Origin of the sequence: Streptomyces olivaceoviridis (assembly GCF_014650115.1) — a bacterium.
Classification (GTDB): Bacteria; Actinomycetota; Actinomycetes; order Streptomycetales; family Streptomycetaceae; genus Streptomyces; species Streptomyces olivaceoviridis.
Genome location: NZ_BMUI01000016.1, coordinates 22,177 through 42,140, shown reverse-complemented (window position 1 = coordinate 42,140; position 19,964 = coordinate 22,177). Strand labels below are relative to the sequence as shown.

The 19,964-nt window shown below is 73.6% G+C and carries 16 protein-coding genes and 1 pseudogene; 5 read left to right on the top strand and 12 right to left on the bottom strand.

Features of this window, described 5'->3' with window-relative positions; all coding sequences use genetic code 11:
• Positions 1–20 precede the first annotated feature (20 nt).
• Positions 21–592, top strand: a pseudogene (locus IE273_RS26865) (TetR/AcrR family transcriptional regulator); the annotation flags it as partial.
• Positions 593–832: 240 nt separating this feature from the next.
• Here IE273_RS26865 and IE273_RS26860 read toward each other — a convergent pair.
• Positions 833–2,017, bottom strand: coding sequence for a glutathionylspermidine synthase family protein (locus tag IE273_RS26860; protein ID WP_189817757.1), 1,185 nt, complete (start codon positions 2,015–2,017; stop codon positions 833–835).
• Positions 2,018–2,030: 13 nt separating this feature from the next.
• Complete coding sequence (locus IE273_RS26855) at positions 2,031–2,438, bottom strand: hypothetical protein (protein ID WP_189817756.1); 408 nt, start codon at positions 2,436–2,438, stop codon at positions 2,031–2,033.
• A 161-nt stretch (positions 2,439–2,599) separates the two neighbouring features.
• Here IE273_RS26855 and IE273_RS26850 point away from each other — a divergent pair, with 161 nt between their 5' ends.
• Positions 2,600–3,421 carry a DMT family transporter gene (locus IE273_RS26850; protein ID WP_189817882.1) on the top strand — a complete coding sequence of 274 codons (822 nt, stop codon included), beginning with the start codon at positions 2,600–2,602 and terminating at the stop codon, positions 3,419–3,421.
• 85 nt (positions 3,422–3,506) lie between these two features.
• Here IE273_RS26850 and pdxR read toward each other — a convergent pair whose 3' ends face one another.
• Complete coding sequence (gene pdxR / locus IE273_RS26845) at positions 3,507–4,943, bottom strand: MocR-like pyridoxine biosynthesis transcription factor PdxR (protein ID WP_189817755.1); 1,437 nt, start codon at positions 4,941–4,943, stop codon at positions 3,507–3,509.
• Positions 4,944–4,989: 46 nt separating this feature from the next.
• On the opposite strand from pdxR, the gene IE273_RS26840 reads away from it, so the two are divergent.
• Both IE273_RS26840 and IE273_RS26835 read left to right on the top strand, forming a co-directional pair.
• Positions 4,990–5,490 carry a carboxymuconolactone decarboxylase family protein gene (locus IE273_RS26840; RefSeq protein WP_189817754.1) on the top strand — a complete coding sequence of 167 codons (501 nt, stop codon included), beginning with the start codon at positions 4,990–4,992 and terminating at the stop codon, positions 5,488–5,490.
• Positions 5,487–6,227: an isocitrate lyase/PEP mutase family protein gene (locus IE273_RS26835; RefSeq protein ID WP_189817753.1), complete on the top strand. Its 741-nt coding sequence runs from the start codon at positions 5,487–5,489 to the stop codon at positions 6,225–6,227. The genes IE273_RS26840 and IE273_RS26835 overlap by 4 nt, the downstream gene beginning before the upstream one ends.
• A 6-nt stretch (positions 6,228–6,233) precedes the next feature.
• Here IE273_RS26835 and IE273_RS26830 read toward each other — a convergent pair whose 3' ends face one another.
• From IE273_RS26830 to IE273_RS26810, 5 genes are read right to left on the bottom strand one after another with little or no spacing between them, the layout of a single operon-like run.
• Complete coding sequence (locus IE273_RS26830) at positions 6,234–7,187, bottom strand: ABC transporter substrate-binding protein (protein ID WP_189817752.1); 954 nt, start codon at positions 7,185–7,187, stop codon at positions 6,234–6,236.
• Position 7,188: 1 nt separating this feature from the next.
• Positions 7,189–9,123, bottom strand: coding sequence for an ABC transporter permease (locus IE273_RS26825; protein ID WP_189817751.1), 1,935 nt, complete (start codon positions 9,121–9,123; stop codon positions 7,189–7,191).
• A complete protein-coding gene (locus IE273_RS26820) occupies positions 9,123–10,334 on the bottom strand; it encodes a quaternary amine ABC transporter ATP-binding protein (RefSeq protein ID WP_189817750.1) in 1,212 nt (403 codons plus the stop codon). Before IE273_RS26820 ends, IE273_RS26825 begins: the two co-directional genes overlap by 1 nt.
• Positions 10,331–11,860, bottom strand: coding sequence for a GMC family oxidoreductase (locus IE273_RS26815; RefSeq protein ID WP_189817749.1), 1,530 nt, complete (start codon positions 11,858–11,860; stop codon positions 10,331–10,333). Before IE273_RS26815 ends, IE273_RS26820 begins: the two co-directional genes overlap by 4 nt.
• 45 nt (positions 11,861–11,905) lie before the next feature.
• A complete protein-coding gene (locus IE273_RS26810; protein ID WP_189817748.1) occupies positions 11,906–13,426 on the bottom strand; it encodes an aldehyde dehydrogenase family protein in 1,521 nt (506 codons plus the stop codon).
• 190 nt (positions 13,427–13,616) lie between these two features.
• Between IE273_RS26810 and IE273_RS26805 the strand changes: the two genes are divergently transcribed.
• Positions 13,617–14,462, top strand: a complete 846-nt coding sequence (locus IE273_RS26805) for a LolA-like protein (protein WP_189817747.1) — start codon at positions 13,617–13,619, stop codon at positions 14,460–14,462.
• Between the two features lie 249 nt (positions 14,463–14,711).
• On the opposite strand, the gene IE273_RS26800 is transcribed toward IE273_RS26805, so the two are convergent.
• The 4 genes from IE273_RS26800 to IE273_RS26785 form a co-directional block, all read right to left on the bottom strand.
• Entirely contained in the window at positions 14,712–15,701 is a 990-nt protein-coding gene (locus IE273_RS26800; protein ID WP_189817746.1) for a malate dehydrogenase, read from the bottom strand.
• Positions 15,702–16,074: 373 nt separating this feature from the next.
• Positions 16,075–17,922, bottom strand: coding sequence for an XRE family transcriptional regulator (locus tag IE273_RS26795; RefSeq protein WP_189817745.1), 1,848 nt, complete (start codon positions 17,920–17,922; stop codon positions 16,075–16,077).
• 83 nt (positions 17,923–18,005) lie between these two features.
• Positions 18,006–18,671, bottom strand: a complete 666-nt coding sequence (locus tag IE273_RS26790; protein WP_189817744.1) for a response regulator — start codon at positions 18,669–18,671, stop codon at positions 18,006–18,008.
• 35 nt (positions 18,672–18,706) lie between these two features.
• Positions 18,707–19,876, bottom strand: a complete 1,170-nt coding sequence (locus IE273_RS26785) for a sensor histidine kinase (RefSeq protein WP_189817743.1) — start codon at positions 19,874–19,876, stop codon at positions 18,707–18,709.
• Positions 19,877–19,964: the final 88 nt, after the last annotated feature.

Here is a 19,964-nt window from a genome sequence, read left to right as displayed (position 1 = left end):
CAACAACTTACGGAGACCCGATGCCCGCCGCCGCCACCGAGGAACAGAACCGCCTGGACCGCGAAGCGCTCCTGGACGCGGCGGAGGCGCTCTTCTACGCGCACGGCATCCAGGCCGTCGGCATGGACCGGGTCCGCGATGCCTCCGGCCTGCCCCTGAAGCGCATCTACCGGCTCTTCGCGACCAAGGAGGACCTGGTCGTCGCCATGCTCAGGCACCGCGACCGGCGCTGGCGCGCGAACCTCGCCGCCCACGTGGAGAGCGTCCGGGACCCCCGCGCACGGGTGCTCGCGGTCTTCGACTGGCTCGCCGCGTGGTTCGCCGAACCCGGCTTCCGCGGCTGCGCCTGGATCAACGCCCACGGCGAGCTCGGCTCGTCGTCGGAACCGGTCCTGGCGGAGGTCCGCGCCCACAAGCGCGCCTTCCACGACCAGCTGGCGACCTGGGTCCGCGCCACCGGCGCACCGGTGGCCGAACCCGTCTTCCTGCTCGCCGAGGGAGCCATCGTCACCGCGGCCGTCACCGGCGACCGGCCCCGGCGGGGCACGCGCGGGCGGCGGTGGAGACGCTGCTCGGGGGCGCCGCGGTGACGGCCGGCTGGGTCCTGTCGTCAAACTCCCGTCGTCCGCCCGGAGGGCGGGCCGCGCGGCGTCAGGTGCGTGCTCTGGGGGTCCCCCCGGCCGAAGGCTGGGGGAGTGCCGGGCCCTGGCCCTCGTACTGGATGTACTTGGGTCGGGGCCCGGTGCGGCGAGTGGGGGCACCTCCCACGCCGTTGAGGCAGTGGGGGAGCGTGCATGGCGTCGCGTGGCAGACGGGAGTTTGACGACAGGGCCTAGAGGATCACGTGGGGCAGGAAGCGGGCGTACTCGTCGGTGATCAGGCCGGTGGACTCGCGGATGCCGAGGCCCGCGGGTTCGTCCTGGACCACCCAGGCGCCCAGGACCACGTGGTTGCCGTCGAAGGCGGGGAGGGGCGCCAACTGCTGGTAGCAGCAGGGCTCGTCACGCGGGGCGCCCGGCGGTCCCGGCTCGTGGATCGTGACGCCCTCGCCCTCGCGGCCGAGGAGGGGCTTGGCCACGTAGCCGGTCGTGCCGGTCAGCTTGCGGGGGCCGTCCAGGTAGGCGGGCAGGAGGTTCGGGTGGCCGGGGTACAGCTCCCACAGGATCGCCAGGAGGGCCTTGTTGCTCAGGAGCATCTTCCAGGCCGGTTCGATCCACAGGGTGCTGCCGGTGCCGCCGCCGTTGTCCAGGGTGTCCAGGACGTGTCCGCCGAAGGCGTCGGTGGTGAGCCACTCCCAGGGGTAGAGCTTGAAGATGCCGCGGATGAAGCGGAGCCGGTTGTCGACGAAGCGGCCGGAGAGGGCGTCCCAGCCGATCTCCTCCATGGCCAGCCAGTCGGTGGTGAGGCCGGCCTGCTCGGCGGTCTCCTTCAGGTAGGCGACCGTCATCAGGTCCTCGCCGAGTTCGTCGGCCGAGGAGTGCGCGAAGTGCAGCGCGCTGCCCGGGGGCAGCAGCGCCGACTGGGAGCGCCAGGCTTCGACCAGGCGTTCGTGCAGGGAGTTCCACTGGTCCGCGCCGGGGAAACGGTCCTCCATCCAGAACCACTGCGGGGAGGCGGCCTCCACCAGCGAGGTCGGGGTGTCGGCGTTGTACTCCAGCAGCTTCGCCGGTCCCGTGCCGTCGTAGCGCAGGTCGAAACGGCCGTAGACGGAGGGCAGTTCGGCACGGCGCTGCCAGGCCTCGGTGACCGCGGCGGCCACCCGCGGGTCCGTGATGCCGAGGTCCGCGAGGCGGTTCTCGGACACGATGTGCCCGGCGGCGGCCAGGCACATGCGGTGGAGTTCCTCGACGGTCTCCTCCAGCGCCTCCACCTCGTCCAGGGTGAAGACGTAGTAGGCGCTCTCGTCCCAGTAGGGGCGCAGCGAGCCGTCGGGATGGCGGGTGAGCGGGTAGACGAGGCCCTGCGCCTCCACGGTCTGCTGCCAGCCGGGGCGGGGGGTGGTGGTACGGCGTTCCATGCGCGTGTTCCGGTCAGCCGCCGGAGCTGCCCTTGCCGCCGCCGAAGCCGCCGCGGTGGACGCCGCCGCTTCCGCTGTGGTGGTCGTCGTCATCGTCGTACGAGCCGCTGCCCGAGCCCTTGCCGGGCTTGGTGAAGGAGCCGCCGTCGACCCAGCCGTTCTTCTCGTCGCCCTCGTAGTACCAGGCGGCGTCGACCTTCTTCTTGACGGTCGTCTTCCTGCCCGGCGTCTTCCCGGACGCGCCGGCGGTCTTGCAGTTCTTGTCCGAGACGACCTTGTACCCCTTGGCGAGGTTGTAGCTGTCCCGGTCGACGCAGCGCTTGTCCGGTTCGGACGAGCAGGCGGTGAGCGCGGCGGCCAGCAGGCCCACGCCGCCGAGGACGACCGTGCCGGAGCGGAGTGGTCGGCGCGTGCGGTCCATGGTGGTGTCTCCCCCGTCGGATTCGGATGTCGTGATCGGCTGGATCCAGTCGCCCGGATCCGGTCGCCGTGTTCGGCGGCCAGCCTAGAGATCGGTGTGAGTATTCCCCCCGGCGGGTCCTTCATCTGCCGCTCCCCTAGAGTCACTTCGTGCTGTTTGGAATGGTGTGCGCCCTTGGCGCGGCGGTCTGCTTCGGTACGGCGACGGTGTTGCAGGCGGTGGCCGCGCGGGCGGCGGGCGCCGAGGAGGGTGGTGGCGGGGACGCGGCGCTGCTGCTGCGGGCGCTGCGGCAGTGGCGGTATCTCGCCGGTCTCGCGCTGGACGGGCTGGGCTTCCTGCTCCAGATCGCGGCCCTGCGCTCGGTGCCGATCTACGCGGTCGGCGCGGCGCTGGCGGCGAGCCTCGCGGTGACGGCGGTGGTGGCGGCGCGGCTGCTGCGGGTCCGGCTGAGCGGGGTGGAGTGGGCCGCCGTGGGGGTGGTGTGCGCGGGGCTCGCCATGCTGGGGCTGGCCTCGGGCACCGAGGGCGACCGGAGCGGGCCGGACTGGCTGCGGTACGCGATGGTCGCCGCGGCGGTGGGCGTGCTGCTGCTCGGCGGGGTCGGCGGGCGCCTGTCCGGCCGGACCCGGGCGCTGCTGCTGGGGCTCGGCGCCGGGTTCGGGTTCGGGGTGGTGGAGGTCGCGGTACGGCTGATCGACTCGCTGCGGGTGGGGGATCTGCTGGCCAACCCGGCCACCTACGCGCTGCTGCTCGGTGGCGGTGCCGCGTTCCTGCTGCTCACCTCGGCCCTCCAGCGGGGATCGGTGACGACCGCGACGGCCGGGATGGTGCTCGGCGAGACGATCGGGCCGGCCGCGGTGGGGGTGGTCTGGCTCGGGGACCGTACGCGCGAGGGGCTGGGATGGCTCGCGGCGCTGGGGTTCGCGGTGGCCGTGGTGGGGGCGTTGGCGCTGGCGCGGTTCGGGGAAGCGCCGGCGGAGTAGGACCGCCTCGCACCCGTCCCGCGCGTGCGGGTCGTGTGCGGCTGGTCGCGCGGTTCCCCGCGCCCCCGCTGTCGCCTCGCCTTCCTCACGGCAGCACCCGGCACAGCGCCTCCAGCGCCCCCGCCCACGCGCTGTCCGGTGGGGTGCCGTAGCCGACGACCAGGGCGTCCACCGGGTCGGTGACGGCCTGGGGGTGGCGGTGGTAGGAGAGGCCGTGCAGGGCCAGGCCCTGCCATGCCGCCGCCTGGACCACCGACTCCTCCGTGCCGGGCGGGAGCCGCAGGACCGCGTGCAGGCCGGCCGCGATCCCCGTGACCTCCACCTCCGGTGCCCGCTCGGTGACGGCGGTGGCGAGGGCGTCGCGGCGGCGCCGGTAGCGCAGGCGGGAGGAGCGGACGTGGCGGTCGTACGCGCCGGAGGTGAGGAACTCCGCGAGGGTGAGCTGCTCCAGCACGCCGACGGTGTCGGCGTGGCCCTTGGCCGAGGCCGCCTCCGCCGCGAGGGCCGGCGGGAGCACCATCCAGCCCAGCCGCAGTCCGGGCGCGAGCGACTTGCTGGCCGTGCCGAGGTAGACGACCCGGTCGGGGGCGAGGCCCTGCAACGCGCCGACGGGCTGGCGGTCGTAGCGGAACTCGCCGTCGTAGTCGTCCTCCAGGACCAGCCCGCCGGTGCGCCGGGCCCAGGCGACCACGGCGGCCCGCCGGTCGGGGTGCAGGGCGGTGCCCATGGGGAACTGGTGCGCCGGGGTCAGCAGCACCGCGCCGGCGGTCCCCGGCTCGGCGGGATCGGTGCCCCGTGTGTCGTACGGCAGCGCGGGCGTGGCCAGGCCCGCCCGGCGCAGCAGCGCCCAGTGGACGTCCAGGCCGTACGACTCCACGGCCACCGTCCGCACCCCGCGGGCCCGCAGCACCTTGCCGAGGATGGTCAGGGCGTGCGAGAAGCCCGCGGTGATCAGGATCGCGTCGGGGTCGGTGCGCACGCCGCGGGCCCGCGCGAGGTAGCCGGCGAGGGCGGTGCGCAGTTCGGGACGGCCGCGCGGGTCGCCGTAGCCGAGGGCGTGGAAGGGGGCCGTGGCCAGGGCCCGGCGGGCGGCCTTCAGCCACTCGGTGCGCGGGAAGGCGGCGAGGTCGGGGGTGCCGGGGACGAGGTCGTGGAGCGGGCGGGCGGGGGCGCGGTGCGAGGTCGCCGGGGTGGTGGCGCGGGGCGTTCCACGGGCGGGGCGGGTGCGGGTGCCGGAGGGCGCACCGGTGCCGGGCGTGCCCGGTGCCACTCGGGTGCCGGAGCCCTGACGGGCGGTGAGCCAGCCCTCGGCGACCAGGTCGGCGTAGGCCTCGGCGACGGTGTTGCGGGCGATGCCGAGGTCGACGGCGAGGGAGCGGGAGGACGGCAGCCGGGTGCCGGGAGCGAGCCGGCCGGAGCGGACCGCGTCGCGCAGGGCGTCGGTCAGGCCCCGGCGCAGACCCCCCGAGCCGCTCGGTTCGAGGTGCAGGTCGACGCCCAGAGTGGCCCACGATTCCACCATGGAAATGGACCATACTCCTGGGCAGCCCCACTCCTAGGGTCGAGGCATGACCACTGCACAGGAATCCGCCGCGTACGCCCCCGAAGAAGCCCCGCGCCTGCCCTGGACCGAGCACGCCCCCGACGTCTACAAGGCCATGGTCCGCCTGGACGGCGCCGCCAGGCGGGGCCTGGACCCCAAGCTGCGCGAGCTGGTGAAGATCCGCGCCTCGCAGCTCAACCACTGCGCGTTCTGCCTCGACATGCACACCAAGGACGCCCTCGCCGCCGGTGAGAGCGTCGAGCGGATCGTGCAGCTCAGCGCCTGGCAGGAGTCCCGGCACTTCTACACCGAGAAGGAACTGGCCGCGATCGAGCTGACCGAGGCCGTCACCGTGCTCACGGACGGCTTCGTGCCGGACGAGGTGTACGAGCGGGCCGCCAAGCACTTCGAGGAGGCCGAGCTGGCCCAGCTGGTCGCCGCCATCGCGGTGATCAACGCCTGGAACCGGTTCGGTGTCGCCTTCCGGATGACCCCGGGCCACTACCAGCCCGGTCAGCACGGGTGAGCCGTAGCCCGGCGCGGGACAGGGCCGAGCGGCTCCGCGCGCTCCACCAGGGGCGCGCCCCGGGGGACCCGCTGGTGCTGCCCGGGCCGTGGGACGCGGCGAGCGCGCGGGTGCTGGAGGCCGCCGGGTTCCCGGCGCTGGCCACACCGAGCGCCGGGATCGCCGCGTCCCTCGGGTACGCGGACGGGACCACTCCGGCCGACGAGATGTTCGCGGCGGTCGCGCGGATCACGCGGGCCGTGGACGTGCCGGTCTCGGCGGACGTCGAGGGAGGGTACGGGCTCGGCGCGGCGGAACTGGTCGAACGGCTGCTGGAGGCGGGGGCCGTCGGCTGCAACCTGGAGGACTCCGAGCAGGGCGTCCTCAAGGACCCGCACGAGCACGCCGGGTTCCTCGCCGAGGTCCGGGAAGCGGCGGCCGGCAGGCTGTTCGTGAACGCCCGCGTGGACACCTTCGTCCACGGCGACGGCGATCCCGGACGGGCCGTCGAGCGGGCCGCCTCGTACGTCGCGGCGGGCGCGGACTGCGTGTACCCGATCCTCGCCCCCGTGGAGGTCCTGCCCCTGCTGCGGGCCGGGATCAAGGGCCCGCTGAACGTTCTGGCCGGGCTGGACGGGGACGGCCCCGGGCCCGCCGTGCTCGGCGGACTCGGGGCCACCCGGATCACCTTCGGGCCGGGCCTCCAGCGGCGGGCCGAGGCCGCGCTGCGGGAGACCGCCGGCGGCCTCACGGCCTGACGCCGGTCAGGACAGCCACTTCTTCCACACGGCGGGGTGGCTGTCCACCCACTTCTTCGCCGCCTCCTGCGGGTCCAGCTTCTGGTCGGCGATCATCAGGGAGACCTCGTTCTGGTCCCGCGTCGTCCACCGGAACTTCTTCAGGAAGGCCGCGGCCTTCCCGCCGGACCGCGCGAAGTCGGCGTTGAGGTACTTCTGGAGCGGGGTGTGCGGGTAGGAGCAGGCCACCTTGGCCGCGTCCGCGTCGCAGCCCTCCTTGTACGGCGGCAGCCTCACCTCCGTCATCGGCACCTTCTCGAACAGCCACTGGGGCGAGTACCAGTAGGTCAGGAAGGGCTTCTTCTCCTTGGCGAACTGCTTCATCTGGGTGATCTGGGCCGCCTCGGAACCGGCGAAGACCACCTGGTAGTCCAGCTTCAGGTTCTTCACCAGCGCCTTGTCGTTGGTGACGTAGGACGGGGAGCCGTCCATCAGCTGGCCCTTGCCGCCGCTCTCCGCGGTGCGGAAGAGCGAGGCGTACTTGTTCAGGTTCCGCCAGTCGGTGATGTCCGGGTGCTCCTTGGCGAGGTACGTCGGCACGAACCAGCCGATGTGCCCGGTCACCCCGAGGTCGCCGCCGTGCGCGATCGTCTTCTTGTCCTGGACGTACCGCTTCTCCTGGTCCGGGTGGCCCCAGTCCTCCAGGAGGGCGTCGACCCGGCCCTGGCTGAGCGCGTCCCAGGCGGGCACCTCGTCGACCTGGACGGTGTCCACGCGGTAGCCGAGCTTGTGCTGGAGGATGTACTGGGCGACGGCCACGTTGGACTGCGCGCCCACCCAGGACTGCACGGACAGGGTGACCGACTTCGCGCCCCCGGCGTTCGCGAAGGGCGAGGCCTGCTTGGTCATGTCGGCGGCGCCGCAGCCGGTCGCGGTCAGCAGCACCAGCGAGCCCACCAGGGCGGTCGTACGACGTCGCATGTCAGGCTCCCTTCTTCGCGCGCCGCTCGGTCGGCTGGGTCACCCGGTCCAGCATCAGGCCCAGGCAGACGATGGCGGCACCGGCGACCAGACCGGTCGCCAGGTCGCCCTGGGCGAGGCCGAACGCGACGTCGTAGCCGAGGGCGCCGCCGCCGACCAGGCCGCCGATGATGACGACGGCGAGGACCAGCACCACGCCCTGGTTGACGGCGAGCAGCAGCGCGCGCCGGGCCAGCGGGAGCTGGACCTGCCAGAGCTGCTGGCGGCCGGTCGCGCCCAGCGAGCGCGCGGACTCCAGCGCGGCCTGGTCGACCTGGCGCAGGCCCTGCGCGGTGATCCGGACGACGGCCGGCAGCGCGTAGACGACGGCCGCGGCGACGGCGGGCGCGCGGCCCACGCCGAACAGCGCGACGACCGGGATCAGGTACACGAACTGCGGCATGGTCTGGAAGACGTCCAGGACCGGTCGCAGGGCGCGTTCGACGCGGTCGCTGCGGGCGGCGGCGATGCCGGTCGCGAAGCCCAGGACGAGGGTGACGGCGACGGCGGCCAGCACCTGGGAGAGGGTGTCGAGCGACGGCTCCCACACGCCGAGGACACCGATCGCGGCCATGGCGAGGACGGCGGTCAGTGCGGTGCGCCAGGTGCCGATCAGCCAGGCCAGGGCGGCGACGACGAGCAGCACCGACCACCAGGGCAGCCACTGGAGGCCGTCGCGTACGGGGTCCAGGACCCAGGTGGTGAAGTGGCCCGCCCAGTCGGCGGTGCCGCCGACGACCGGGACGCCGGAGTACAGGTGGGCGGTCATCCAGTCGACGGCCCGGTTGACCGGTTCGGCGATGCCCAGGGTCCAGCCGCCGGGCCAGTCCGGCGCGCCGAGCAGGCGGGCGGCGAGGGCGACGGCCACGGTGACGGCGAGGGCGTACGGCCAGCCGATCGTGCGGGGGCGGGTGGTGCCGTCCCCGGCGGCGGCGGTCACGCGGTCCAGGACCACCGCGAGCAGCACGATGGGGATGCCGGCCGCGAGGGCCGCGCCGACGTCGACGGAGGCGAGGGCCTGGTAGACGCGGTCGCCGAGGCCGCCCGCGCCGATGACGGCGGCGATCACGGCCATGGACAGGGCCATCATGATCGTCTGGTTGAGGCCGAGGAGGAGTTCCTTGCGGGCCAGCGGGATGCGGGCGGTCAGCAGCCGCTGGCGCCGGGTGGCGCCGAGCGACTCCACGGCCTCCAGGACTTCGGGGTCGGCGCCGCGCAGGCCGAGCGCGGTGAGGCGGGCCATCGGCGGGGCGGCGTAGACGACAGTGGCGAGGACGGCCGCGGGGACGCCGATGCCGAAGACCAGGACGACGGGGAGGAGGTAGGCGAAGGCCGGGAGCACCTGCATGGTGTCCAGGACCGGGCGCAGGGCGCGGTCCAGGCGGTCGGAGAGGCCGGCGGCCAGGCCGAGGAGCGCGCCCACGACGACGGAGGCGAGGACCGCCACGACCATCAGCGCGAGGGTCTGCATGGTCGGGACCCACATGCCGAGGGCGCCGCAGGCGAGGAAGGCGACGGCCGTGCCGGCGGCCAGCCGGACACCGGCCACGCGCCAGGCGAGCAGGGCGGCGAAGGCCGTGACGCCTGCCCAGCCGGCGGCGAGGAGGGTGAGGTAGACGGCTCGGACGGCCCAGATGACGGCGTTGCTGACGTAGCCGAAGAAGTACAGGAACAGCGGGTGGCTGTCCCGGTTGTCTATGACCCAGTCGCTGGCGGTGGTGAGGGGTGTGTCGAGGCGGACCGTCAGCGCGTGCGGCCAGGAGCCGTTGCCCCAGCGGTCGAGGAGCGGCAGGAGGACCGCGGTGAGGAGGGCGAGCAGGAGGAGTTTGCCCGCGGCCCGGCTTCTGAGGACGCGGGGTTCGCCCGTGCCGGAGGTCGGGATGGTGAGCGTTGCCATCAGACGGCCTCCGGGCTGGTGCGGGGGCCGGGCGCGGTCGCTTGCCGGCGCCGGCCGGGTGCCGCCTTCTTCGGGGCGGGCGCCGCCCCGGCGGCCCGGCCGCCCGCGGCTACGGCGGCATCGTCGTCCCTCGCCGGCGTGGCCGTCGTCGTGTCCACGCCCGCCACCACGCCGAGCAGTCGCTCGTGGTCGATCACGCCGAGGCAGCGGCCCTTGTCCATGACGCGGGCCGGGGTGCCCGCGCGGGCCACCGCCTCGATGGCCTCGGCCACCGTGGCCTCGGGGCGTACCGCGGGGCCCTCGGCCGTTTCCGCGGCGGAGGCCGGGCGCATCGCCCTGCGTGCCGTCATCACCTGTTCGCGCGGCACGTCCCGGACGAACTCGCGGACGTAGTCGTCGGCCGGGCTGCCGACGATCTCCTCGGGGGTGCCCAGCTGGACCACCTGGCCGTCGCGCATCAGGGCGATGCGGTCGCCGAGTTTGAGGGCCTCGGTGAGGTCGTGGGTGATGAAGACCATCGTGCGGCCCTCCTCGCGGTGCAGGCGGGCCACCTCGTCCTGCATGTCGCGCCGGATGAGCGGGTCGAGGGCGCTGAACGGCTCGTCGAAGAGCAGCACCTCGGGGTCCACCGCCAGTGCCCGGGCGAGGCCCACCCGCTGGCGCTGGCCGCCGGAGAGCTGGCCGGGGCGGCGCTTCTCCATGCCTTCGAGGCCGACCTTGGCGATGAACCCGGCGGCGCGCTCGCGGCGTTCGGACTTGCCGACGCCCTGGATCTCCAGGCCGTAGGCGACGTTGTCGAGGACCGTGCGGTGCGGGAGGAGGCCGAAGTGCTGGAAGACCATCGCGGCCCGGTGCCGGCGCAGCTCGCGCAGGCGGGCCTTGTCCATCGCGCGGACGTCCTCGCCGTCGATGGCGATCGTGCCCGCCGTCGGCTCGATCAGGCGGGTCAGGCAGCGGACGAGGGTGGACTTGCCGGAGCCGGACAGGCCCATCACGACGAAGACCTCGCCCTTGCGGACGTCGAAGGAGACGTCCCGGACGGCGGCCGTGCAGCCGGTGCGGGAGCGCAGTTCGGCGGGGGTCAGCGTGCCGAGTTCCGGGTCCTCGGGGACGCGCTCGGGCTTGGGGCCGAACACCTTCCACAGTCCGGACACCGAGAAGACGGGCTCGGTCGTGGTGGGCGGCTTGCGGGTGGGGACGGTGAGACTCATCGGTCACCTCCGATCAGGTCGACGGCCTTCTCCCCGACCATGAGCACCCCGATCATCGGGTTCACGGCGGTCATGGTCGGGAAGACGGACGCGTCGGCGATGCGAATGCCGTCGAGGCCCCGGATCCTCAACTCCGGGTCGACCACGGCGAGTTCGTCGTCGGCGGCGCCCATCTTGCAGGTGCCGGCCGGGTGGTAGACGGTGTGCGCTACCTTGCGTGCGTACTCGCTCAGCTCGGCGTCGCCGAGGATCTCGGGGCCGGGGCAGACCTCGCGCTTGAGCCAGCCGGCCAGCGGCTCGGCCTTGGCGATCTCCCGGGCGATGCGGATGCCGTCGACGAGGGTCCGCGCGTCGTAGTCGTCCTCGTCGGTGAAGTAGCGGAAGTCGAGCGCCGGCTTGACGGCGGGGTCGGCGCTGGTCAGGTAGAGGCGGCCACGGCTCTTCGGCTTGGGGATGTTGGGGGTCATCGAGACGCCGTACCGCGGGCGTTCGTAGCCCAGGCGCTCCGGGTTGTCCGTGAACGGGATCTGGTAGAAGTGGAACATCAGGTCCGGGCCCGCGTGTGCGGGGTCGCGGCGGACGAACAGGCCCGCGTCGGAGTCCATCGCGGAGTTCTCCGGGATCGGGCCGTGGGTCTCCCAGACGATGACCGACTCGGGGTGGTCGAGCAGGTTCTCGCCGACGCCCGGCAGGTCGTGGACGACGGGGATGCCGAGCGCCCGGAGGTCCTCGGCGGGGCCGATGCCCGAGTGGAGCAGCAGGCGCGGGGAGTCGACGGCGCCCGCGCACAGGACGACCTCCTCGCGGGCCCGGATCAGCAGTTCCTCGCCGTCCTTGGTGCGCACGTGGACGCCCTCGGCGCGGGTGCCGTCCAGTTCCAGCTGGTACGCCCAGGTCTCCAGGAAGAGGCGGAGGTTGGGCCGCTCGTCCATCACCGGGTGCAGGTACGCCACCGACGCCGAGGAGCGCTTGTTGTCCTCGGGGTGGTAGGCGAGGTCGAAGAAGCCGACGCCCTCGGTGAACGGCTCGCGGTTGAAGCCCTCGACCCGGGGTACCCCGAGCGCCGACCGGGCCGCGTCGACGAAGTCGCGGGCGATGGCGTTCCGGTCCTTCTCGTCGACGGAGACGATGTTGTTCTTGAGGCGGGCGAAGTAGGCCTCCATGGGGACGGCGCCCCAGCCCTTGGCGCCGGCCTCCTCCCACTCGTCCCAGTCGGAGGGCAGGGGCTTGAACGAGATGAGGGTGTTGTGCGAGGAGCAGCCGCCGAGGACGCGGGCGCGGCTGTGCCGGATGTGGGAGTTGCCGCGGGGCTGCTCCACCGTCGGGTAGTCGTAGTCGAGTTCGCCGCCGAGCAGGCCCATCCAGCGGCGCAGGGTGAGGACGTCGTCGCGGCCGACGTCGCTCGGGCCGCCCTCGATGACGGCGACGGTGACGTCGGGGTTCTCGGTGAGGCGGGAGGCGATGACGGAGCCCGCCGTGCCGCCGCCGATGACGACGTAGTCGTAGACGTGGGTGGTGTGGGACATGGGGGTGCTGCTCCAGGTGGGGACGGACGGCGTGCGGGGCGGGGCTCAGCCGGCGAACCAGCGCACCGGCTTCGGCGCGAGGTTCTGGTAGACGTGCTTGGTCTCGCGGTACTCGGCGAGGCCGGCGGGCCCCAGCTCGCGGCCGGTGCCGCTCCTGCCGAAGCCGCCCCACTCCGCCTGCGGCAGGTAGGGGTGGAAGTCGTTGATCCAGACGGTGCCGTGGCGCAGCCGGGCGGCGACCCTGCGGGCGCGGCCGGCGTCGGAGGTCCAGACGGCGCCCGCGAGGCCGTACTCGGTGTCGTTGGCGAGGAAGACGGCCTCTTCCTCGGTGCGGAAGGTCTCGACGGTGAGGACCGGACCGAAGACCTCCTCGCGGACGACCTGCATCTCGCGGTGGCAGGCGTCGAGGACGGTCGGCTCGTAGAACCAGCCCTCCTCGGGGCGCTGGGGCGACGGCTCCGGCCGTTTGCCGCCACAGCGCAGCACGGCACCCTCTTCGAGCGCGGAGGCGACGTACGCCTCGACCTTGGCGCGCTGCTGCTCGGAGACGAGCGGGCCGCACTCGACGCCGTCGGCCGTGCCGCGGCCGAGCCTGATCCGCTGGGCCCGGCGGGCGAGTTCGGCGACGAAGCGCTCGCGCGCCGACTCCTCGACGATGAGGCGGGCGCCGGCCGAGCAGACCTGGCCGCTGTGGATGAAGGCCGCGTTGAGGGCCTGGTCGACGGCGGTGTCGAAGCCCTCCTCGGTGGCGCAGGCGTCGGCGAAGACCACGTTGGGGTTCTTGCCGCCGAGTTCGAGGGCCACCTTCTTGACGGTGGGCGCGGCGGCCTGGGCGACCTTGGTGCCGCTGGCCAGACCGCCGGTGAAGGAGACCAGGTCGACATCGGGGTGCTCGGCGAGCCGGGCGCCGACCGTGTGACCGGGGCCGGTGACGAGGTTGGCCACGCCCGCGGGCAGACCGGCCTCGGCCAGCAGCTCGATCAGGGCGATGGTGGTCATCGGGGTGATCTCGCTGGGCTTGATCACGAAGGTGTTGCCGGCGGCGAGCGCCGGGGCGATCTTCCAGCTGGCCTGGAGGAGCGGGTAGTTCCAGGGGGTGATCAGCGCGCAGACGCCGACCGGTTCGTGGACGACCACGCTGTGGATGTCGGGCGAGCCCGCGTCGACGACCCGGCCCGGGGCCTCGGCGGCGACCAGGTCGGCGAAGTAGCGGAAGGCGTCGGCGACGCAGTCGATGTCGACGCGGCCCTCCTCGACGGTCTTGCCCGCGTCCCGGCTCTCCAGCAGGCCGAGCTCCTCGCGGTCGCGCACCAGCAGGTCGGCGACGCGGCGCAGCAGGGCGGCGCGCTCGGCGACCGGGGTGTGCGGCCAGGGGCCCCGGTCGAACGCGTGCCGGGCGGCGGCCACCGCGCGCTCGGCGTCCTTCTCGTCGCCCTCGGCGACCACGGCGAACGGCCGGGCGTCCGCGGGGTCGAGGATCTCCCGGGTCGCGCCGGAGATCGCCGCCAGCCACTCACCGCCCGCGTGGATGGTCGCCCGGGCGTGTCGTTCCGTTCTGTCCACCATGATCGGTGTCGCCTTCCGTTTTGGATCCGTTCCCCTGCGTGACAGAGCTGCCTCGGCTGGGGACCGTCGCCACCTGCCCAGGGCCTCGCATCGCATGCGCAATCGATGGCCGAAAGTGCGCCGCGTCACTGAAAATGCGGTCGAAAAGGGGCAAAAGTAGGGTGAGGGAGGGGCGTCGGGAGGTGGCGCGATGGCTCGTGGATCGCGACTCTGTGCGGGGGCAAGCATCACCGCGGCCCTGCTGACCCCGTTCGCCCTGCCCGGTACGGCCCCCGCCGCCCCCGCCGCGGCCCCCGCTCCGGCCGCCGTGGCACCCGCTCCCCCGGCCCCGGCACGCTCCGCTTCCGGCGCCCCGAAGACCCCCGACGACGGTCCGAGCGCCCGCGCCCTCGCGCGCGAGGCGCGCACCCAGCTGCTCAGGGCGCGTTCGGTGCACCTCGGGTTCACGGATCACCGCGCGGGCGGCGACCGGACCGCCCCGGCCTCGCTGGAGCTGACGCTCGACCGCGGCGGCAACTGCGTGGGCAAGCTGGTCATGGGCGACGACGGCGGCAGCGTCGCCCTGGTCAAGCGGGGCGACCAGGTGTGGATGAAGCCGGACGCCGCGTTCTGGAAGGCGCAGCTGCCGGACCGCCGGGGCGATGCCGTGGCCGCACGCCTGAAGAACCGCTATCTGCACGGCTCCACGAAGGCCGGCGTGCTCCGGGGCATGTCCGGCACCTGCGACCTGAGCGCCTTCCAGCGGATCGCCGCCGCCGAGTCCTCCCCCCGCACCGCGCTGACCAAGGGCAAGGAGACCAAGGTCGACGGCACGAAGGTGATCCCGCTGACCGGCACCGAGCACGACGGTAAGAAGATCACCCTCTACGTCACCTCGGCCGGTCCGCACCGCCTGGTCCGGGCCACGCGGCAGGGAGCCGGCACCGACCAGGACCTGACCTTCACGGGGTACGACAAGCCGGTCCCGTCCGCCACCCCGGCCCCGGCGCAGTCCGTGGACATCTCCGAGCTCCAGCGCGAACTGGAGCGGACCTGACTCACGGGGCATCAGTTCCCGTGCGCGGCCGTGAGGGGCGTGGACCGGCGCACAACGAACGAGGTCCCCTTCCGCCACCGCGGAAGGGGACCTCGTACATGGAGCGCCGGGCAGGCCTTGCACCTGCATCTCCCCGCAGGAAGCGGGGCGTCTTTCCTTGGACCACCAACGCATCACCTGGTGCCGGGTTTCCGGCGGCCGGTGCGTGATCAACTATAGCGCACCGGCGCCGGGTGACACCACGTCGGATCAGATGAGGCCGAGGCCGCGGACCGCCTCGCGCTCCTCCTCCAGCTCCTTGACGGAGGCGTCGATGCGGGCGCGGGAGAACTCGTTGACGTCCAGGCCCTGGACGATCTCGTACTTGCCGTCCTTGCAGGTGACCGGGAAGGAGGAGATCAGGCCCTCCGGGACGCCGTAGGAGCCGTCCGACGGGATGCCCATGGAGGTCCAGTCACCCTCGGCGGTGCCGTTGACCCAGGTGTGGACGTGGTCGATCGCCGCGTTGGCGGCGGAGGCGGCGGAGGACGCGCCACGGGCCTCGATGATCGCCGCACCGCGCTTGGCGACGGTCGGGATGAAGTCTTCGGCCAGCCACTTCTCGTCGTTCACGACCTCGGCGGCGTTCTTGCCGGCGACCGTGGCGTGGAAGATGTCCGGGTACTGGGTGGCGGAGTGGTTGCCCCAGATGGTGAGCCGCTTGATGTCGGAGACGCTGCTGCCCGTCTTCTTCGCCAGCTGGGTCAGCGCACGGTTGTGGTCCAGGCGGGTCATCGCGGTGAAGCGCTCGGTCGGGACGTCCGGGGCGGCGGCCTGCGCGATGAGCGCGTTGGTGTTGGCCGGGTTGCCGACGACGAGGACCCTGATGTCGTCCGCCGCGTGGTCGTTGATGGCCTTGCCCTGCGGCTTGAAGATGCCGCCGTTGGCCTCCAGCAGGTCACCGCGCTCCATGCCCTTGGTGCGCGGACGGGCGCCCACCAGCAGGGCCACGTTGGTGCCGTCGAACGCGACGTTCGGGTCGTCGGTGATGTCGATGCCCTGGAGCAGCGGGAAGGCGCAGTCGTCCAGCTCCATGGCCGTGCCCTCGGCGGCCTTCAGGGCCGGGGTGATCTCCAGGAGGCGCAAGCGGACCGGCACGTCCGCGCCGAGCAGCTGGCCCGAGGCGATGCGGAAGAGCAGGGCGTAACCGATCTGGCCGGCCGCGCCGGTGACGGTGACGTTCACGGGAGTGCGGGTCATGGCGTTCTCCGTATGACAGCTGGCGGTGGGGCGTCCCTGCCCCGGGCGGATGATCGATCTCTTGGCGTCAAGAGAGATCCAGCGGTCAGGCTATCGCGCATCCGCCAGGTGAGACGTCCGGGGCCGTGTGGCTCACCCCACAAGGGGATCAGGGGGATGTAACGCCTGCCGGGAGGGGTGCCGGAGGGGGTACGGAAGAGGCGGCCGTCCGTCCGGGAGAGGGGGGGACGGAGACGGCCGCCGGTGGGGGTGCCGGCGTACCGGACTCCCGTGGGGGGATACCGTTCGCGTGCCCAGGATCCGGCTCCGTATGCACCTTCTTCTGGAAAATCCCCCTCCGTTTCTTCCGCCCGGCTGCGCGCGGGTGCCGCGGCTAGTTCGTGCAGCCGGTCTCGCCCGAGGCGAGCGTGGCGCAGGCCGTGGCCTGTGCCGGGTCGTGTACGGCGACCATCGGGGTGTAGCCGATGGTGTCCCCGGCGGCGCTGATGTCACCCGTCTGGCGGACCTTGCCCACGGTCACCCGTACGGTGTCGCCCGGCGCGCCGCTGGTGATCCGGCCCCAGGCCGTGCCGCACGCCTTGCTGTAGCGGACCTCCAGGGTGGTGGTGCCGACGGTGGCGGTCTTCGCGGTGCTCACCAGGTCACCGCTGCACCCCATGGCCTCCGCGTCCTTGCCGGTACAGGCGGCGCCGGCGCACTTCACGCCGGGGGGCGGGCTCGTCCGTGCCGGGGCGGACGGGGAGGGTGACGTGCGGGCACCCGCGTCCGGGTCCCCGTCCCCACCCCGGTGGATGAAGAAGAGGGCCCCGGCGATGAGCACGCCGACACCGACCAGCCCCGCGAAGAACATCAGCACCTGCTGCCGATGCACGGACCACCGCCCGAGGGGAACCACGGATTGCCCGCCGACGTCTCCGCCGGGTGCGCCTGGGGTGTGGGCAGGGGTGGCCGGGGTTCCCGCCGCGCGGTCCGGGGTGCGCGGGGAGGCGGCCGGGGTTCCCACGGTGAGGCCCGGGGGCCAGGCGGAGGTGCTCGGGCCTCCGCCGGGGGCGTCCGGGAACTGAGCAGCCGCGCCCGGGGTTCCCGCCGCGCGGCCCGGGGTGCGGGGGGAGGCCCCCGGGGTTCCCACGGTGAGCCCCGGGGGCCAGGCGGAGGTGCTCGGGCCTCCGCCGGGGGCGTCCGGGAGCTGAGCGGACGCGCCCGGTGCTCCGGCCGGGGAGCCCGCGGTCCGGGCGGGCGTGTCCGGGCTCAGGGGGGAGGAGGACGGAGTCCGCGCCGGGCCGGGCCGGGTGCCAGGGCGGACGCTCGCCTTCGACGGGCCCCGGTAACCGGCCACACCCCAGGAGTTCTTGACGGGCGAATCGTCATCGCCGGCGGTGGTACGGGAGCCGGCGGGGGACGCAGTGCCGGTACCGTCACCGACATCCGCGCCCGAGCCGGCGCCCGGCGCCGCACCCCGGTCACCGCTCCCCGCCGCGCCCGAGCCGTCACCGCTGCCGGTGCCCGAGTCGTCGCCGACCCCGGCACCGTCCGGCACGCTGTCGCGGACGTCGGCGGGCTTCGAGTCCGTCGGCTGGGCCGGGATCTTCGGCGAGACACCGGCGGGACCGGCGATCCCCAGCGCGGCCGCGAGACCACCGCCCTCGCCCGCACCGGCACCCTTCCGGCCGTCCGACCTCACGGACGTGCCCCCGGCCACACCCGCGGACGTACCCCCAGCGGCACCACCAGCCGACCCCGCGGACCTACGCCCGACCGCACCACCAGCCGACCCCGCGGACCTGCTCCCGGCCGTTCCACCGGACAGCCCCGCAGAGGTAACCCCGGCCCGTCCCGCCGGCCTTGTCCCAGGCACACGGCCGGACTCCTCCGCCGGGCGGGCGAGGGCGCCCAAGGCCGCTTGGGATTCGGTGATGTTGATGGCCTGGAGCGTGTGGTCGTCGTTCGACTCCGCTCGGGTCCAGGACCGTTCGGCCCGTTCCCACAGGGCGGTCAGGGGGCCGGGGTCGGTGCCCGTGGCCTCGGCGAGGGCGATGACCGCGCCCTTGGGGGCGAGGAGCCGGCCGCCCAGATAGCGCTCCCAGGACGTCCTGCCGTAGCCCGTGCGGTCGGCCAGCGCCGCCGTGTTCAGGCCGCCGCGGTCGGCCAGTTGCCGCAACTGGACGGTGAGCTCCCTCAGCTGCGGGTCCAGATCCTCCGGCAGGGCTTTCCACCGAGGCATCGCCTACCCCCTCTTCCCCTCTTCCCCCGTCTTCCGTGCAGGTCGCGCGGTACGCGCCGACCAAAAGGATGCCAGGGCGGCGGTCAACCGCCAGGGGTCACCAGTCCCGTCTCGTACGCCAGCACCACCGCCTGCGCCCGGCTACCGAGGTCGAGTTTGCTCATGGTGCGGTTGAGGTGGGTCTTGACGGTGGCCTCACTGATGTAGAGGCGGTCGGCGATCTCCAGGTTGGACAGGCCGCGGGCGGTGAGTCTGAGGACCTCCACCTCGCGGGAGGTGAGCACGCCCAGGTCGGGCGGCGGCGCGGTGTGGACGGGCTCCTGCCGGCGGGCGAAGGACTCCACCAGGCGCCGGGTGACGCTGGGGGCGAACAGGGCGTCGCCGCCGTCGACCGCCGTGACCGCCGCCAGCAGCCGCTCGGGGCCGGAGTCCTTCAGGAGGAAACCGGAGGCGCCGGCGCGCAGCGCGCCGTACACGTACTCGTCCAGGTCGAAGGTGGTCAGCACCAGGACCCGGGGCGGCCGGTCGGCGGCCTCGGCGAGGATCCGTTCGGTGGCCTCGATGCCGTTGACGCCGGGCATCCGGATGTCCATGAGGACGACGTCGGGCCGGGTCTCGGCGGCGAGCCGCACGGCCTGCTCACCGTCCCCCGCCTCGCCCACCACCTCGAAGCCGGGCGCCGCGTCGAGCAGGCCGACGAGTCCGGCGCGGATGAGGAACTGGTCGTCCACGACGAGCACTCTGATCATTCCGTACGGTCGTCCCCCCGGCCGTGCGCCGTCCCCTACCGCTCCGCTTCTCGCGCACCCCCGCGGTCGCGTTCGGCGGCCGAGGTCGGCAGGGTCAGCCGGACCTCGTAGCCGCCCCCGGTGCGTGGGCCGACGCTGATCGTCCCGCCGTAGAGCGTGGCCCGCTCCCGCATGCCAATCAAGCCATGACCCCCACTTGTGGGCATTCTGTCCGGATCTGCCCCCTCGCCGTCGTCGGTGACGCGGACGGTCAGTTCGTGGGCCCCGTACCGGAGTTCGACGCGCGCGTGCGCGGGACCGGCGTGTTTGAGGGCGTTGGTGAGGGCTTCCTGGACGACGCGGTAGGCGCACAGTTCGACACCGGGCGGCAGCGGGCGGGCGGTGCCCTCCACGTCGAGGTCCACGGGCAGGCCGCCGGCCCGGACCCGGTCCACGAGTTCGCCGAGCCGGGCCAGGGTGGGCATGGGCGCCCGCCGCGGGGCCTCGGGGTCCTCCTCGCGCAGCACCTGGAGCATGCGGCGCAGTTCCTCCAGGGCCTCGCGGCTGGTGTCGGCTATGGTGCCCAGCGCGCCGCGCGCCTTGGCGGGGTCGGAGTCGAAGACGAACCGGGCGAGGCCGGCCTGCACGGAGATGACCGACATGTGGTGGGCGACGACGTCGTGCAGTTCGCGGGCGATCCGGCCGCGTTCCTCGGCGACCGCGCGCCGGGCCCGCTCGGCGTGTTCGGCGTGCAGCCGCCGGGTGAGTTCGGCGCTGCGGCGGGCCAGGTACCCGAACCAGACGAGCACCGAGCTGTAGAGCAGGGCCTGGCCGACCACGGACGCCATGGAGGGGCTGTGGCTGACCACACCGGCGTACACCCACACCGCGGAGGTGCAGGCGGCGCAGGCCAGAGCGGTGCGCAGCGGGCTCACGGAGGCCACGGTGTACAGGGCGAGCATGACGCCGAAGGTGCACACCACCGGCCAGTGGCCGAGGCTGATGTAGCCGGCCGCGGCGGTCTCGACGACCGCGAAGACGGCGAGGGGGTGGCGCCCGCGCAGGGCGACCGGGAGGTGGGCGAAGGCGACGAGGACGTAGGCGCGCGCGTCGAGTTCCGGCCATCCCTGCGCCCGTGACTCCTGCGCGACCAGGACGGCCACCACGGCCATGGCCACCGCGATCAACGTGTCCACGACGAGCGGGCGGGGAGTCCTCGGTCGCATCGCCGCAGGGTAACGCGCACGGCCGGGTCCGGGAGTCAACCGCGCGCGGTACCGCGGACGTCGCGGCTCCCGGCCGCCGTACCCCCCG